Genomic DNA, 17,055 nt, shown 5'->3' with positions numbered 1-17,055 from the left:
TGTCTTCACAGTGGATGGTGCGCAGCAGCGTACTCCATGAAGGCAGATCGTGGGAAGGAATCTTCGAAAGTTCGTTGCCTTTCGGCCTACCGTGTTTAGCTCAGCCGAACTGCACGCAACGCCGGCTGATACTCCCGTACTCAAACCCTTCTACCGGATAGCTCACCGGGTCACGCTTGACGCTGGCCGCACCGGCCGCCACCAGCAGCGGCTGAAAATGCTCCTCGGTCGGGTGCGCCACGCGCAGCCCCGGGCTCTTATGCCGATAGTCCACCAGCGCATCGTACGCACCACGGTCGATGACCTCCTGTACCCACTGGTCGAACTCCGCCGCCCAGGCCGGCGGTGAGACGCCTTGCGGATCATCCCAGGAGAGCCGGCGCAGGTTATGAACGACGTTGCCGCTCCCCAGAATAAAGACGCCCTCATCGCGCAGGGGCGCGAGCTTTCGTCCGAGCTCAAAGAGCGCCTCCGGTCCTTCGCGCGAGGGCAGAGAAAGTTGCAGCACGGGCACATCGGCCCGGGGCGCCATATGCAACAGCGGCACCCACACCCCGTGGTCGAGCGCCCGATCCTCCTGCCGAATCTCCTCGCCCATCAGCGCCCCGATGCGTCGCACCAGCTCCGGCGCCCCGGGGGAAGGATACGCGATCTGGTAGAGCTCGTCGGGAAACCCGTAAAAATCGTACATCAGATCCTGCACCCGCGTAGTTCCGGCGCTCGCCGGCGCATCTTCCCAGTGGGCGCTGATGGCCAGGATGGCGCGTGGTTGCGCCAGGTTCTTCGACCAGCGCGCAAGATCGCCACCCTTGCCCGGGTCGATGGCCAGGGTCGGTGCGCCATGCCCCACAAAGCCCACCGGCATACGCTCTCCACCTCCCGCCTTAAGCGGCGATGATGCCCCTTCGTCACGCTCCGACGTCGTCGCTCCTCCGCGGGACTGCGGCGAACAGGCTGCTCCCCACCCCGCCGCCACACCGGCTCCGGCGGCGAACAACGCGTTCATAAATGCTCGTCGACTCAGCGCGTTATTATGATCGTGATGGTGTCCCATGGGCGGCCTCTGCGCGATTGAAGTCTGAGTGTGTGAGGGGCGGCACGTCTCACACCACTGCCCTCCCGGTACTCTGGGAGACACGATACTAACGTACTTGATTCCGAATGTTGCGTTGCCCCTGCGCACCGCGGAGTTGCCCCCTGCGACGCGCTTTACCCTGCGATCGTTTAGCGTTATTGTCCCCGCCCTTGCGTTGTAAACTTTTTAGCGGCGCCCCACTCCGCGCCCCGGCGCAACACGGACCTGACAAGGATGTCTGATGGCTCCCGCACTCAAAACCTGTATCAGCTGCGAGAAGCAGTTTCTGGTCAAATTTCGCTTCCAGATCGAGCGTCGCGGCTCCGAGATGGTCTATTACTGCAGCCAGGCCTGCCGTCAGGAGCAGACCGAACAGCAGGGCCAGGTGCACTGCTCCAGCTGCGATAAGGCCTTCGTGCCGACCTATGCGTTTCAGCAGGCCACCGTCGACGGACGCCAGGTCCACTACTGCTCGATGGCCTGCCGCACCCCGGCCGTCCAGGACTACCGCCAGCGCCGCACCCACACCGAGCGCGGGCCGATGCGCATCGCCGTGCTCAACCAGAAAGGCGGCACCGGCAAGACCACCACGACCGTCGCCCTGGGGAGCGGCCTGGCCCTGGCCGGCCACCGCGTGCTCATCATCGACGTCGACAGCCAGGGCCACGTGGCCATCAGTCTGGGCATCGAAGGCAAACACACCCTCTACCACCTGATGGTCGAGGAGCGTCCCCTCAACCAGTGCGTCATCAACGCCCGCCCCAACCTCGACGTGCTCGTGGGCGACGACACCCTGGCCAGCGCCGAGATCTTCCTGGCTCGCAAAAACGAGGGTCGTGATAAACTTCTGCGCAAGGTCCTGCACGAGAATCACGACTACGACTTCATCCTGCTCGACTGCGGCCCGAGCCTCTCGCTGCTCAACATGAACGCGCTGACCTTTGCCGACCACCTCATCGTGCCGGTCTCCTGCGACTTCTTGAGCCTCGTCGGTGTCAAACAGGTCATGAAGACGCTCAAAAACGTCAACCAGGTCCTGCTGCACCCCATCAGCATCATGGGCATCTTGCCCACCTTCTACGACATGCGTAACAACATCAGCGACGAGTCCATCAAGACCCTTAAAGGCTACTTCCACGACAAGGTGCTCCCGCCCATCCGCGTGAACACCCGTCTCAAAGAAGCCCCGCAGCACCGCCAGTCCATCTTTGAGTACGCGCCCGACAGCCGTGGCGCCTCCGACTACCAGAAGGTCGTCGACTGGGTGGTCCGCGAGCATCAACGTCGCGCTCAGGCCACCGCCTGAGCACCTTATGCCACCTTGCGGGGGGAGCGCGCCACCAGTACACTTGAGGAGATCAACACCCCGATAGACATCGGGCCAGACGCGTCCCCCCCGGTGCTGCACGGCCTTTCATACGCACGTCGACGCTCGCCATACCCCGGACATCCGGCCCCGGCGACAGAACCTGTGAACTCGCCCCCCCGCTTTGGGAGCATTTTTCTTACAGGAGCGCGCTATGTTTCGACTCAAAATCGTCCTCGGTTACGTGGTCTTAGTCGCGCTGTTTTTGGCCTCGACCTACCTGGTGATCGAAAACACCCTGGGACCGGCGCTGCAGCAAGACGGCGACGTCGCCTTGCAGCGCACCGCCCTTATCGCCGAGAAGTCGCGCAGGCTCGATGAATACTCCCTGCTGGAGAAGGCGCGTTTTGTAGCCTCCCGTGACGACCTGCAGCAGGCGATGATCAACGAGTATCCCGGCGACGCGGAGTACGAGCGCCACGTTGAGGTTCATAAACTTCTGGAGCGCGACCAGATCCGCTTCACCGAGTTTATCGCTCCCAAAAATGAGGGGATCCGTAACCTCGACCTTCCGCTGGCCGAACGCCGCCCGGCCGACCACGAGATCTTTATGGCCATCGACCGCTCCGGCCGTGGCGTGGCGACCCTGGGCGATAACCTCGCTCACTGGATGGGCGAGAACGTCGCCAGGGACTTCCCCCTGGTGCTTGAGGTGATGGAGAGCGGTGAGCCGCGCCTGGCCTCCTGGAACTGGTCCTGGAGCGCGACCGAAGACCGCCAGCTTTACCGGGTGGCCATCGCGCCGCTTCGCGAGCCGGGTAGCGATGCGACCGTCGGCGCGGTGATCCTGGGCAACCTCGTCAATGACGGGGTGGCCCGCCGCAGCCAGGGCCTCTTCGCCGGCGCCTCCAGTGGCGAGTACACCCCGGACTCCGACACCCGCGAGGCCGCCCTGGTGCCCGAGGTGGCCTTCTTCCGCAATGGCCGCATCTACGGCTCGACGCTGAGCACCAACAACCAGCGCGCTTTGGCCGACCAGCTCTTCACCGACGATGACCTGCCCACCGATGATCTCGAACGCTTTGTCGATGTCACCATCAACCAGACGCCCTACCGCGCCCTGGTGCGCCACTTCAACCGGGCGAGGGACCAGAACGAGCGCTCCGGAATGGTGCTCCTGGCCAATATGGAGACCACCCTGGCGCCGGTGAAGCACGCCAAGGCGCTGACGCTTCGTGTGGGCTTCGGTGTGCTGGCCGTCGGTGTGATCTTCCTGCTTCTCAGCCTGCACCTCTACACCCGTCGCTTCGCTCAAATCGAGCAGGGCGTCCAGGAGGTCATCTCCGGCAACCGCGACTATCAGTTCCCCAACGAAGGCTACCACGATGATGCGGCCAGCCTGGCCCACTACCTCAACGTGATGAGCGCCTTTTTGCAGGGCAAGGCCATGCCCGACGATGACGATTCCCCCGGCGACTGGAGTGATATGGGCGGCGCTTCCGCCTCCGGTGCTTCCCCCCAAATCAAGGGCGTGCCCCTGATGATGGGAGGCGCCTCCAAACCCTCTCGCGATGCCGCACCTGAAAAACCCACCGAGGATGTTCCGTCATGACCCTCTCTGCCCCCGTCGTGCAAACCGGCCTGGACCGTCTTCTGGCCGAGCCCGAGCGTCTCAACGCGCTCAAGGGCCAGCGGCTGGGGCTGCTGGTCAACCCCACGAGCATCACCGCCTCGCTTGACCACGCCATCGAGGCGCTGCGCGAGGCCGGACTTAACATCGTGCGCCTCTTCGGTCCCGAGCACGGCGTGCGCGCCGAGGCCCAGGATATGGAGGTCGTCGAAGAGACCGTCGACCCGCTCTCCGGGCTCCCCTGCATCAGCCTCTACGGCCACACCTTCGAGAGCCTCAAACCTCGCCAGGAACACCTCGAGGGCCTCGACCGCGTCATCTGCGACATTCAGGACATCGGCGCGCGCTACTACACCTACGTCTACACCATCGGGCTGATGATGCAGGCCTGCGGTGAGGCGTCGATTCCGGTGACGGTGCTCGACCGCCCCAACCCCATCAACGGCGTCGACATCGAGGGCAACATCGTCCTTGAAGGCTACGACTCCTTTGTGGGCATGCAGCCCATCGCCACCCGCCACGCCATGACCGCCGGCGAGCTCGCGCATTACTTTAACCGCTTCACCGACTGGCGGTGTGAGCTCGAGGTCGTCGAGCTCCGGGGCTGGAAGCGCGCGATGTGGTTCGACCAGACCGGGCTCCCCTGGGTGATGCCCAGCCCGAACATGCCCACCCTGGACACCGCCACCGTCTACCCGGGCCAGTGCCTGATCGAGGGCACCAACTTAAGCGAGGCCCGCGGCACCACACGCCCTTTTGAGCTCGTAGGGGCTCCCTATGTTGACGCGCCGGTCTTAAAAGCCTACCTCGAATCCCTGAAGTTGGAGGGCGTCGCCTACCGGCTGGTCGCCTTTCGGCCGATGTTTCAAAAACACGCCGGCCAGACCTGCCGCGGTCTGCAACTTCACATCACCGACCGGCGTCGCCTGCGCAGCCTGACCTTGAGCTACGCGATCATCGCCGGCGTCATCGCCCAGGGTAGCTCCGACTTTAAATGGCGCGAGCAGGCCTACGAGTTCGTAAAAGACCGCCTGGCCATCGACCTTCTGCTGGGCGACCCGGCCCAGCGTAAGGCGCTGGAAGACGGCGTCGATCCTCGCGAACTCGCCATGGCCAATCGCACCGCCCGCGCCGAGTTCGAGTCCCGCCGCACTGAGTGTTTGCTCTATCATGACTGATCCCCAACACGTCGCGCTCTTCGGCGGCAGCTTCAACCCGCCGCACGTCTGCCACACCCTGGCCACGCTGTGGGTCTTGCAGACCCAGCCCGTCGACGAGGTCTGGTGGATTCCCACCTACCAGCACGCCTTCAACAAAGACCTGGCCAGCTTTGAGGCCCGCAAAGCCATGTGCCAGGCGGCGATCGCGCCCTTTCGCGATGTTCGCATCTCGGAGATCGAGCGCGAGCTCGGCGGGGAGAGCCGCACCATCGATACGGTCAGCGCGCTCAAGGAGCGCCACCCCCACACCCGCTTCTCGCTGGTGGTTGGCGCCGACATCTTAAGCGAAGTTGACCGCTGGAAGCGCTGGGACGAGCTGATGGAGATGGTCAACCTCATCGTCGTGGGCCGTCGCGGCCACGCTATGGGCACCTCACCCGATAAGATCGACCTGGAGCTCCCGGACATCAGCTCCACCATCATCCGCGATGCGCTGGCGCGCTGCGACTACGAGAGCGTGCGCGCCTGGATCCCGGCCGACGTGCTCGACATCATCGATCATCATCAGCTCTACCTGGGTACGCACTGCGCATGAGCACCTCCACCTCCGACGACTTGCCCTGGATCATCGTGGGTTACGGGCGCGTGGGGCAGGCTCTGCACCTGCTCGCCCATCAGCTTGGCGCGCGCGTCAAAGCGACCTGGAACCGCACCGAGGCCGCAGCCCACGCCGCCCCTCCGGCTCCGGGTGCCCGCACCTTCGGCGCCCTGCCCGAAGCGCTCCTGGCGCATCTCAATGAGCCTGCGCTGGTCTGGCTGACCGTCGTCGACGACGCCATCGCCACCACCGCCCACGCGCTGGCCGACCACATCGCGCCCGGCTCGGTGCTCGTGCACACCTCCGGCAGCCTCGCCAGCACCGAGCTCCGACCGGCCCCGGCCGGCTGCGCCGTCGCCTCACTTCATCCCCTCCAGGCCATCACCGAGCCTGTGCGCGCGGTGCAACGCTTCCACCGCACCTTCTGGAGCGTCGAGGGCGACGACCGCGCCGTCGAACTTCTCCAGGAACTCCTGCGTCCGGCGGGCATCGCCCCCCAGCGCATCGAGCCTCAGACCAAACCCTACTACCACGCCGCCGCCGTCACCGCGGCCAACCTCCTGGTCAGCCTCATCGACGCCTCGATCGACATCGCCGCCCAGGCCCACATCGATCCCGACATCGCCCGCACCGCGCTCGTGGAGCTGGCGGGCTCAAGCCTCGACAACCTCAGCCGCAACCCGCCCGCCCGCGCGCTCAGCGGCCCGGTAGCCCGCGGCGATGAACACACCATCGAGCAGCACCGCCAGGCGCTCGCCAGCCTGGGCGATGAGAGCGACCTGCTGGCGATCTACGATCTTCTCACCGAGCGCGCACGACGCTTGATGCAGCCGCCTGAAGACGACTGACGAAAAAAGCGCGCTCCCCTCGTTTTATCAAAAAGATCACACTTGCGGCGCCTCTCCGGCGCCGCGAGTGCGTTTATCCTGCCAGCGTCTCGCAGCGCAGCCGCTCCCCATCGACCACGACCCGAATCGTGCCGCCGCGCACCACACGCCCCGACAAGATCTCCTGGGCGACCGCGCCCTCGACCAGGCGCTGAATCGTCTGGCGCATCGGCCGCGCGCCCAGGCGAGCGTCGTAGCCGCCGTTGGCGATGAGGTGGTCGACGACCGCGTCGTCGAACTCCAGGCGAATCGCGCTCTCTTCCCACAGGCGCCGCTGGCTGTCGCCCAGCTGCAAGGTGGCGATGCGCGCGACCTCCTCGCGGGTCAGCGGCATAAACACCAGCCGCTCGTCGATGCGGTTCCACAACTCCGGCGTAAAATGCCCCTTGGCCGCGGTGAGCACCTCATCGCGCAGCCCGTCGCGCTGGCGCGTCTCCTCGCGCGGGCTCAGCGCCCGCGCCCCAAACCCGATACGCGCCCCGCGACTCTCCTGCGGCGCCGCATCAAAGGCGTCGGCGCCCAGGTTGCTGGTCATGATCACGAGCGTGTTGGAAAAATCCACCTGCCGGCCGCGACCATCGGTAAGACGCCCCTCATCAAAGAGCTGCAAGAGCAGGTTGAGCACGTCCGGGTGGGCCTTCTCGATCTCATCGAGCAGCACCACCTGGTAGGGGCGCTGGCGCACCGCCTCGGTAAGCTGGCCGCCCTGCTCGTAGCCCACGTACCCGGGAGGCGCGCCGATAAAGCGGCTCACCGAGTGCGACTCCATAAACTCCGACATATCCAGGCGCACAATCGCGTCGCGGTCATGGAAGAGGAAGTCCGCCAGCACCTTGACCATCTCGGTCTTACCGACGCCGGTCGGCCCCAGGAAGAGCAGGCTGCCGATCGGGCGCTTGCTGCGGAAGCCGGCGTAGTTGCGGCGAATAAGCTCCGAGATGGTGCGCACGCTCTCCTGATGGCCCACGACGCCTCTGGCGAGGAACGCCTCCATATGCAAAAAGCGCTCGCGGTCGCTGCCGGTGAGGCGGTCGGCGGGGATGCCCGCCACATCGGCGACCACCCGCGCAATCGCTTCGCGATCGACCTCCCTGATGCCCTGGCGCGCCGCACGGCTCCCGGCCAGGTCGAGCACGCCGATGGCCTTATCGGGCAGCTGCCGGTCATGCACATAACGCACCGAGAGCCCCACCGCGGCGGCCAGCGCGTCGGGCGTAAACGTCACCCCGTGATGCCGCTCATAATGGGTGCGAACGCCCTCGATGATGCGCAGCGCGGTGGCCTCATCGGGCTCCTCCACCGTCACCGTCTGAAAACGCCGCTCAAAGGCCGGGTCACTCTCAATGAACTTGCGGTACTCATCGTGGGTCGTGGCCCCGATGCACGGGAACTTCCCGCGCGCCAGCGCCGTCTTCAGCTCACCGGCCGCGTCGGTGCCGTCGCCGCTGGCCCCGGCCGAGATCCAGGTATGCACCTCATCGAGGAACACGATGATCTGACCGCCGGCGCGTGCGACTTCGTCTTTGATGCCCAGCAGGCGCTCCGAAAAACTTCCGCGAAGATGGGTGCCGCTCAAAAGCCGGCCCATCTCAAGCTCCACGATCACGCGCTCGCCAAAGGCGATGCCGCCGCGGGCCATCTCGGCCAGCCGGCAGGCCAGCCCCTCAACGACCGCCGTCTTACCGACGCCCGGCTCGCCAACGAGCAGCGGGTTGTTGGAGCGGCGCTTGCCCAGAATGTCGATGAGCTGCGCGATCTCGGTGTCGCGCCCGACCACCGGGTCGATGTTGGCCAACGCCGCCTCTTCGGTGAGGTTGCGGCCGTAGCGCACCAGGTTGGGGAAGTCGTCTTCACTCAGCGCGTAGCGTGCCGCAAGATCTTCGTCGGGGCGAGCGATCTCGGTGTATGGCGAGCTGCGGCTGACATCGACGACCTCGCGCGCCGGCTCCGCCGGCTCGCTCGACGCGTCTTCCACGGGCTCAAGCCCCCCGCGGGCCAGCAGCCTCTCAGCAAGGCTGCGTGCGGTCTTCCGGGCGTCGTCGGTCGCATCGGCCACCGGCGCCCCGGCGTCGGGAGCCTTCGGCGCAGGCGCGTCACCCTTCAGCTCCGGCTGCTCGTCTTGAATCGCCGGGTTGGGGCGCGTCGCCTGACGCGGCCTCCCGCCACGGTTGATGCCCGGGTGGTTATCCAGCGAGAGCCCCCCGCCGGTCTCGCGCAGCGCGTCGATCGCGCCGCGACCGGAGCGTGGCCCGCGCAGCGGGGCGCGCTCCCGGGGGCTTGTGCGCGCTCGCGGCGGCGTCGCAGTCGGCTGCGGTGAAGAGGGCTCTTCGAGCGTCGCCTCCGCCTCTTCGACCTGCATCTGTGCCGGCGGCACAGCACCGCTGGTCGCGCCTCGCCCACCCGAGCTGAAGAAGGGATGCAGCCCGATCGGCGTGAGCGACTGCTCCACCGGCCTGGCCGCCGCCTCTCGTCCACCGCGCCGAGACGCCGGCAACACATCGCTTCGCTGAAAACGCTGCGGCACCGGCTGCGAGGAGGTCGCATAACTCATCACCGCCGCGCGGATCGCCCCTACATTTGCCCCCGAAGCCGAGAGCAGCCCGTAGGCCTGCCCACGCGTCTCGCGGATCAGCGCCGCCAGCAGGTGAAGACTCGTCACCGCCTCGGCCCCGCCACTCAACGCCAGGCGCTGGCTGCGATCGCCCACGCGCGACATGACCTCGGCCGGCTCAGCCCGCTCATGCTCCAGCGCAAGACGCATCTGTGAGACCGAGATCGCCCGATCCGTCAGAAAGGTCGCCGCCTGGTTGGGCACCTCAAAGAGCGCCAGCAGCACATGCCCGCTGCTGACCGGCTCCCCACGATGCTCCGCTAATTTCTGGGCCTGCTGATAGACAGATCCCACTTCGCGACTCAGAGGTAGACTCATCCTTGCTCGTGCCTCCGGGCGGTACAGATTTCAACAACTTCTTCATGGTGAATCACGTCAGGTAGGGGCGAAGCTAACACCGCCGCCTTAGGATGGTAAAGCACCTTTGCGCCGCACTCACATCGCCCGGCCTTGCGGGCGGCCCGAGCTTGCTCAATACTTCTGCCAGCTTGCGCCGCGCGGAGCACCGCCGGAGCCCCCTCCTTTTTTCGCCCCCCCAACTCAAGATGGAGTCACCGTGACTGAGAAGATCATCGTCCGCACCGAAAACGCCCCCCAGGCCATCGGCCCCTACTCCCAGGCCGTGGGCTACAACGGCCTCTACTTCGTCAGCGGTCAGATCGCGCTGGACCCGGCCACCGGCGAGCTGGTGGAGGGCGGCGTGGAGATCCAGACCCGGCAGGTCATGGCCAACCTGGAGGCCGTCCTGGCCGCAGCCGGCCTTAACTTCACGCACGTGCTGCGCTCGACGATCTTTTTGAAGAACATGCAGGACTTCCAGAAAGTTAACGCCATCTACGGCGCCTTCTTCGACGAGAACCCGCCGGCGCGCGCCTGCGTGGAGGTCTCGCGTCTTCCCAAAGACGTGCTCGTCGAGATCGACGTGATCGCCGCCTCCCCCACCGCCTGAGCACATGACCTGCGCCCCCCACATCTTCTCGCGCTCCTCATGGAGCCCCGGCCGACGCCTGCGCGCGGCCGGGGTGTCGGGGGCGCTGGTCTGTCTCACGTGGATCTTCTCGGCCTGCCAGAGCGCCCCGCCGCCGCGCCCCCCGGCGCCGGAGCCGGTGGTGGTCGTGGAGCCCGCGCCCCGACCTCCCGAGCCGCCGCCTTATATCCCTCCGCCACAGCCCGGCCCGGAGCTCTGGGTGCTGCCCGAGGTCGGCGCCTCCGATCCTTACTTCCCCTATCTTCCCGACGAAGACGCCTCCCCCACACGCTCGGTCGGCGACGTCGTGACCGGACATCTGATCAACGCCCGACCTCTGCCCCTGCCTCACCCGCACCTGGCCGTGCTCCCGGTGCAGCGCACCCGCGGGCTGATGTACACCACCGATCCGATGATCGCGCTCATCGAAAACGCCGCCACCCACGTCGCCGCGCAGCACCCCGGCAGCGTGGTCTTTTTAGGCAACTTCGGGCGCAAAGGCGGCGGCGACATCCCCTACTCAGTGAGCCACAACAACGGCCGCGACGCCGACCTCGCTTTCTTCATGCTCGACGATGCGGGCAACCCCGCGCTCCTCGACGATCTTCTCTCCCTCGATGATCAGGGCCAGGTCCTGCTCGCCATCGATGAGACGCAGCCCCCGCAAATGCTGCACTTCGATGTCGCCCGAAACTGGACGCTCGTCGAAGGCCTGCTGCGCTCAAAGGCAGCCGAGCTTCAATACATCTTCATCTCCAACCCGCTGCGCGCGATGCTCTTAGCCGAGGGCCGCCGCCGCGGCGCGCCCCGCGAACTTCTGCAGCGCGCGGCCACCCTGCTCGTGCAACCGGGCGGCGCGCTGCCTCACGACGATCACTTTCATCTTCGCATCCACTGCACCCCGCTCGATCTGGCCTCCGGGTGTGTGGAGCGCGGCCGACGCGGCCCGGGCTTTCGCCCCGACCTCTCCGCGCGCCGCGAGGCTGAGCGCCGCGCAACCGACCTCCTCGCCAGCCCCACCCCCGCGCTCCGGGCGACCGCCGTCGAGCGACTCGCGCTGCTCGGCGCTCGCTCCGCCGCCGGCAAGGTCCTGCCCCTGCTCGACGATCCCTCTCCCCGGGTCCGCGCCGCCGTCGCCCGCGCGCTCCCCGACCTTGGCAGCCACCTCCCGGCGCTGCGCTCCCGGCTCAACTTTGAGACCCACCCCCGGGTCATCGCCGAGATCATTCACGGCCTCTCCCGCACCGCCGATCCCGACGCCACCCTCGCGCTGGCCGGCCTTCTTAAACGCCCCGAGGCCGTCGATCTCGGCTCTGCAGGCCAACTTCCTCTGGCTGCACTCGCCGCCGAGGCCCTGGCCCGACGCGACGATCCGGCGCCGGTCCCCGACCTCATCGAGGCGCTGGACCCGGCCGACCCCATCACGCGCCGCCAGATCGAACACGCCCTGCGCATCCTCACCAACCACGATCTCAATGCCGTCGCCCATGCCCTCGACACGCGCCCCGACGACGACTCCCCGGCCGCCCTGTGGCGCGCCTGGTACGAGGAGCACCGCCGCCTCACCCGCGATCAGTGGCTGACCCGCGGCTTCCAGATCGCAGGTTTTCAAGTCGAAGAGATCAGCCTGCGCTACGTCTGGGAGCTCTGCCAGGCCGTCGCCGAAGATCCCCACTTGAGCTACAACGCTCAGCGCACCCTGATGCGCCTCTCCGGCAATGAGCCCCAGAGCCTGGGCTGGCCTCGCCATGACGCCAACTTCTACTGGCGCCGCTGGTTTGAGCGCCGCTGGCAACGCATGGGACTGCCCCCGATGCCGCCGCACCTGACCACGCTCGGGCCCAACAACCCCTACGCCTCCGACGACGACTCCTGAGCGTTCACTCACTTAACCCTTTCGAGGGAGCCTCCTGGCCCGGCGCCCACCTTTACATGGCGCTCCCCCGGGGGCTACACTCTCCCCAGCTTATTGCCTCAAAGCGCAAGCCCGGCTGAGCCCTGCGCTCACCCGCCTGTACCCCTCCTCGCACTCGGTGTCTGCTCTTGAAACGCCTCGCGTCTAACCTGCTCGTCACCCTGCTGGCGCTCACCCTCTCACTCGGTGCGATGGCCTGCTCCTCGGAGCTCGACCCCACCGATCCGGGCGACGCCTACACGATCTTCCGCGATGCCCTCTTCGCCGGTCAGCCCGACGTGGTCTGGGAGCGCTTCGACCCGCAGACTCGCGCCTACTTCCAGGAGCGCTACGATCGCCTGGTGCAGATGAACCAGCTCATCGAGAGCTACCTGCCCCAGACCGACCACCGCCTGGCCCGAAGCCAGTCCGGCGTCGAGTTGCTCGCGACGGTAGGCAACGGACGCGAGCTCTTTGAGCACGTCTTTGCAATGGCCCGGATGCCCGACGATAACGCCATCGTCTTTGGCTCCGGCGTCAGCGAGATCCGCGTCTCCGAAGACGGTACCACCGCCCTGGTCGTCACTCGTGGACAGCAGGAGTTCGTCATGGTCCAGACCGAAGACGAGCAGTGGCAGATCGACCTGGTCGGCTCCGGCGACTTCCTGGACACCTCCTTCGGCTGGCTCACCCGCAATGAGGAGGCGCTCTCCAAAACCGTCGAAGACCTCATCGCCGAAGAACGCCAGAAGCGCGAGGCGATCATCGCCGACCTGATGAACCTCAAGCTCGACTGAACACCGGACAGCCCGCACCGGCCCCCCGAGACACCCCCGCGAAGATGGCGCGATCCTATGAGCGACGACAAAAACATCCCCGAGCTGCTCGACGTCGAAGTCGAACCGCTCGCCCCCGATGACCCGGCCTCCATCTCCCAGTCGCACCGCCCGGGGACCTCTCCCAGCGGCGTCTCCGCGGTGGGCTCATCGCCCTCGCGTCCCGCCCGCCAGCGCGCCGTCGACCCGCTCATCGGCACGCGCCTCAAAGACACCTACGAGCTCGTCTCCAAGATCGGCGAAGGGGGCATGGGCAACGTCTACTCCGCCATTCAGTACCCCCTGGAGCGCAAGGTCGCCGTCAAAGTCCTCAAACCCACCGAAAACAACCCCGACGGCGAGTTCTATTTTATGCGGGAGGTGCGCGCGATTAATATGCTGCGCCACCCCAACATCATCACCATCGTCGACTACGGAAAAGAAGATGACGGCACGCTCTACCTGGTCATGGAGCACCTGCCCGGGTTGACGCTCAAAGACGTCATCAAAAAAGAGTTTCCCCTCGATCCCAAGCGCATCTGCGGCATCCTCATTCAGCTCCTGAGCGCCCTGGAGCAGGCGCATAACGCCGAGATCGTGCACTGCGACCTCAAGCCCGCCAACATCATGGTCGAGAAGGTCGCCGGCCAGCCCGACTTCGTCAAAGTGCTCGACTTCGGCATCGCCAAGGTCAAAGGCCCCGCCATGGAGGCCGGCCCCTACACCCAGGCCGGCAACATCGTGGGCACCTTCGACTACATGAGCCCCGAACAGATCATGCGCAAAGACGACCTCGACGGTCGCGCCGATGTCTGGTCGGTCGGGGTCATCCTCTACGAGATGCTCACCCGTAAGCGCATCTTTCACGCCAAAGACGCCGTCACGATCATCGGGCGGGTGATGCAGTCGCCGATTCGCCCCCCCTCCGAGATCGCCCCGGACGTGCCCATTCCGCCGGTGCTCGAACACATCACGATGCGGGCGATGGAGCGCAACGTCCGCAAGCGTTACCAGACCGCCAAAGAGATGCGCGACGCCCTGCAGCGCGCCCTCAACGAGCTGGAGAGCGGCCACACCGGCAACGTCGGGCTCTACAGCGGCGACACCGGCAGCGCCAGCGGCAACTACAGCGGCTCGCTGGCTGCCAGCGGCCTTGTGCGCGGCGGCACCGGCAACATGCGCGGGGGCACGGGCAACATGCGCCCGGCCACCGGCCCCGGCCCCGACAGCGGATCGACCAGCCGCACCGGCCTGAGCAGCCTCTACACCCGCTCCGGCGGGTTCGGCGCGATGGGCCTGGAGCAATCGCAACGCCTGGCCACCGGCATCGCCGCGGGCACTTCGGTCTTAGACCAGACCTTCAGCGCCGACGCCCTGGAGGGAAGCCTGGCTGGCGAGCGCCGCAAGGTCGCCGTGCTCGCCATTCAGCAGCGCTCGCGCCGCAAGTCCGGCATCGACCCCGAAGAGCTCGCCAGACGCAGCCGCCAGGAGAAAAAACTCATCGAAGAGGTCGTGCGCCACTTCGATGGCGAGATCGACTCCAACCTGGGCGGCACCTACACCGTGCTCTTCGGCGCCCGCAAAGCCCGCGTGGGCGACAACGTGCGCGCCGTCGAATGCGCCGTGGCCCTCCAGCAGAAGTTCCGCTCGCTGGAGCAGGGCGCCGACCACATCGGCATCGGCCTGGTTTACGGGGAAGTCTTTGTCAGCGACCGCAAAGGCGGAAACGCCTATGGCGAGGCCATCGATCGCGCCATCGAGATCGCCCGCGGCGTGCGCGAGGCCAAGATCTTCGCCGACGAAGATCTCATCGACGCCACCCGCGAGCAGGTGCGCTTCTCCAACCTGCGCGCCGTCGCCGGCGAAGAGGCCGCCGAGGTCTTAGGGATCGAAGCCCCGGCAGCCCAGGCCCCCCGCGACCTGGCCGAGATCGACGTCTACGTCCCGCGCCCGGTCTACTTCGATGAGCTGATGCGCCGCGCCACCACCGCCCGCGGCACCGAGCCGGGCAAAGGCGCCGGCGGCGGCGTAGCCATCCTGGGCGACCTGGGCACGGGCAAGACCCTGCTGCTGAACCGCTACGCCAGCGCGCTGAGCGAGTCTGGCTGGCAGACCTTCGTGGTCAAAGACGCCGAGCTGGGCGCAGCCCAGGTTGCGCTGCAGCCGGTGCGCTCCTGGATCCGGCAGATCGCCCAGACCTACAAAGACCCGGCCGTGCTCATCACCAAGGCCTGCGAGGCCATCGGGCTCAATAAGAAGCATATTACCCCGGTGTTGCAGGTCTTTCTCGGCCAGCAAAAAGACGCCCTCAACACCCCCGATGTGCCCTGGAGCGACGCGCAGGGCTTTTCGAACTTCGCCGCCGCCCTGCTCTACCGCCTTTTGCGCTTTGCGATGAAGAAGGGCCCGGTGCTGCTGGCCATCGATGATGTGATGGTCGAAGACCGCTTCACCATCGACTTTATCGACAACCTCCTGGCCGGCATCCAGAAGCAGCCCATTCTCATCGCGGTCACCCGCCGCATCGAGTCGACCGCGCTCGATCACGGGCTCCCGGGCAACTTCGAGATCCTGCAGATCGGCGGCTTCTCCGAAGATGAGTCCCGCCAGTTCGTCGCGCAGGTCCTGGGCTACACCCCGCCGCCGGAAATCGTCGCCCAGGTGCACGCCCGCTCCAGCGGCAACCCGATGTTCCTCTACGAGCTGGTACGCGCCGTCTTGCAGAAGAGCGGCGGCAAGCTCGCCAGCGAAAAAGAACTCCTCGACGCCGGCGTCCCGCTCAACCTCCAGGAGCTGCTCGCCGCGCGCGTTGACGCGCTGCCCGACCAACTTCGCGACGTGCTCGCGATCGCCTCGGTGGTCGGTGAGAGCTTCCGCGAAGACTTCTTCATGCAGATCGTGCCAGCCCACCTGGACCCGCAGGGCGCGCTGCAAGACCTCGTGGCCCTGAACTTCCTGGAGGCCCGCTTCGACGGCTTCGAGCGCATTCACGTGGCCTTCCAGCCCCGCGCGCTGCGCCGGGTCGCCTACGAGCGCCTGCCGAAGTCTACGCGCGCCCAGCTGCACTCGCGTATCATCGAGTTTCTGGAGGGCGCCCCCGACTTTGCCGCCGTCGACCCCATCGAGTACCCGCTGATGGTGGCCTTCCACTACCGCGCCGTCGAGGGCTTTGAGGGCGCCGCCTACTACCTGACCCGCGCCGGTGAGCTTCTGCTGGAGCTTTACGACTACGCCGGCGCCATCGACAACTTCCAGGAAGCCGTCGAGCTCCTCGAAGGCAAGGTGGAGGCCACCCACGAGACGCGACTGACCGCGCTGGCCCGCCAGCTCGTGGCGATGCGCGAGTCCGGCCGCCTGGAAGACGCCCAGCGCGTCATCGACGCCCTGCCCGACCTCGACGCCCTCGACGGGGCGCTGCGCCACGATCTTCTCTACGAGCGCGGCCTCATCGCCATGGACGCCGGCGGCATCGAAGAGAGCAAATCCAGCCTGGAGACGCTCCTCAACGAGGCCGTCGAAGCCGGCGACCTCAAGCGCGAGATCAAAGCCCTGCTTGCGCTCGCGCAGCTTTTTGAAAAAGAGAACCAGCTCCCCCACGCCGCCAACCTGTTGATGCAGGTCTCCCAGAAGGTCGAGCAGGTCGGCGACCTCGACCTGCAAGACCCCGACGACCGCAAGCTCTTCTGGACGGCCTACAACCAGCTGGGCACCCTCTTCATCCGCCAGAAGGACTACCAGCGTGCCCAGCAGTTTTTGCAGACCGCCTACCAGCAGGCCCGCGCCATCGAGGACTTCCGTGGCCTGGTGCGCGTGATGTCGAACTTCGGCGCGCTCAGCTTGAGCGTGCGCGACGTCAAACGCGCCCAGCAGTACTTTGAGAACGCCGCGCAGTTTGCCCGCGCCACCGGCGACCTGCTCAACCAGAGCCGCATCTTCACCAACCTCGGTATCACCGCCATGGAGGCCGGCGAGTTGGAGCAGGCCAAGGAGTACTTCCGAAGCGCCCGCTCGCTGGCCGAAGAGATCGGGTGGTACGAGGGGCTGGCCGAGCTCTCGCTGCATATCAAGCGGCTGCGCAAGGCGCTGAGCTGAGTCCGTGACTCGCGCCACGA

Annotated in this window: 11 protein-coding genes; 9 read left to right on the top strand and 2 right to left on the bottom strand. The window is 66.4% G+C overall.

Annotated elements, in window-relative coordinates; translation table 11 throughout:
* Positions 1-100 precede the first annotated feature (100 nt).
* A complete protein-coding gene (locus FRC98_RS02005; protein ID WP_230467179.1) occupies positions 101-1,006 on the bottom strand; it encodes a dioxygenase family protein in 906 nt (301 codons plus the stop codon).
* A gap of 310 nt (positions 1,007-1,316) precedes the next feature.
* On the opposite strand from FRC98_RS02005, the gene FRC98_RS02000 reads away from it, so the two are divergent.
* From FRC98_RS02000 to FRC98_RS01980, 5 genes are all read left to right on the top strand, one after another.
* Positions 1,317-2,381, top strand: a complete 1,065-nt coding sequence (locus FRC98_RS02000) for an AAA family ATPase (protein ID WP_283809632.1) — start codon at positions 1,317-1,319, stop codon at positions 2,379-2,381.
* A 214-nt stretch (positions 2,382-2,595) separates the two neighbouring features.
* Positions 2,596-3,993, top strand: coding sequence for a hypothetical protein (locus FRC98_RS01995; RefSeq protein ID WP_146979628.1), 1,398 nt, complete (start codon positions 2,596-2,598; stop codon positions 3,991-3,993).
* Positions 3,990-5,189 (top strand): exo-beta-N-acetylmuramidase NamZ family protein, encoded by a 1,200-nt coding sequence (locus tag FRC98_RS01990; protein ID WP_146979627.1) that lies wholly within the window; start codon positions 3,990-3,992, stop codon positions 5,187-5,189. Before FRC98_RS01995 ends, FRC98_RS01990 begins: the two co-directional genes overlap by 4 nt.
* The gene (gene nadD, locus FRC98_RS01985; RefSeq protein ID WP_146979626.1) at positions 5,182-5,766 is read left to right on the top strand and encodes a nicotinate (nicotinamide) nucleotide adenylyltransferase; all 585 of its coding nucleotides are present in this window, start codon (positions 5,182-5,184) and stop codon (positions 5,764-5,766) included. The genes FRC98_RS01990 and nadD overlap by 8 nt, the downstream gene beginning before the upstream one ends.
* Complete coding sequence (locus FRC98_RS01980) at positions 5,763-6,617, top strand: Rossmann-like and DUF2520 domain-containing protein (protein WP_146979625.1); 855 nt, start codon at positions 5,763-5,765, stop codon at positions 6,615-6,617. The genes nadD and FRC98_RS01980 overlap by 4 nt, the downstream gene beginning before the upstream one ends.
* Positions 6,618-6,690: 73 nt before the next feature.
* Here the strand turns inward: FRC98_RS01980 and FRC98_RS01975 are convergent, their stop codons facing one another.
* Positions 6,691-9,585 (bottom strand): AAA family ATPase, encoded by a 2,895-nt coding sequence (locus FRC98_RS01975; RefSeq protein WP_146979624.1) that lies wholly within the window; start codon positions 9,583-9,585, stop codon positions 6,691-6,693.
* 238 nt (positions 9,586-9,823) lie between these two features.
* Here FRC98_RS01975 and FRC98_RS01970 point away from each other — a divergent pair, with 238 nt between their 5' ends.
* From FRC98_RS01970 to FRC98_RS01955, 4 genes are all read left to right on the top strand, one after another.
* Positions 9,824-10,216 (top strand): RidA family protein, encoded by a 393-nt coding sequence (locus FRC98_RS01970; protein ID WP_146979623.1) that lies wholly within the window; start codon positions 9,824-9,826, stop codon positions 10,214-10,216.
* Between the two features lie 4 nt (positions 10,217-10,220).
* Positions 10,221-12,110 carry a penicillin-insensitive murein endopeptidase gene (locus tag FRC98_RS01965; protein ID WP_146979622.1) on the top strand — a complete coding sequence of 630 codons (1,890 nt, stop codon included), beginning with the start codon at positions 10,221-10,223 and terminating at the stop codon, positions 12,108-12,110.
* Positions 12,111-12,277: 167 nt separating this feature from the next.
* A complete protein-coding gene (locus tag FRC98_RS01960; RefSeq protein ID WP_146979621.1) occupies positions 12,278-12,925 on the top strand; it encodes a hypothetical protein in 648 nt (215 codons plus the stop codon).
* A 57-nt stretch (positions 12,926-12,982) separates the two neighbouring features.
* Entirely contained in the window at positions 12,983-17,035 is a 4,053-nt protein-coding gene (locus FRC98_RS01955) for a serine/threonine-protein kinase (protein ID WP_146979620.1), read from the top strand.
* The last annotated feature ends 20 nt before the right edge of the window (positions 17,036-17,055 follow it).

The organism is Lujinxingia vulgaris (assembly GCF_007997015.1).
Lineage (GTDB): Bacteria > Myxococcota_A > Bradymonadia > Bradymonadales > Bradymonadaceae > Lujinxingia > Lujinxingia vulgaris.
The sequence above is the reverse complement of the archived record's forward strand: the minus strand, read 5'-3'. Positions and strand labels throughout refer to the sequence as shown.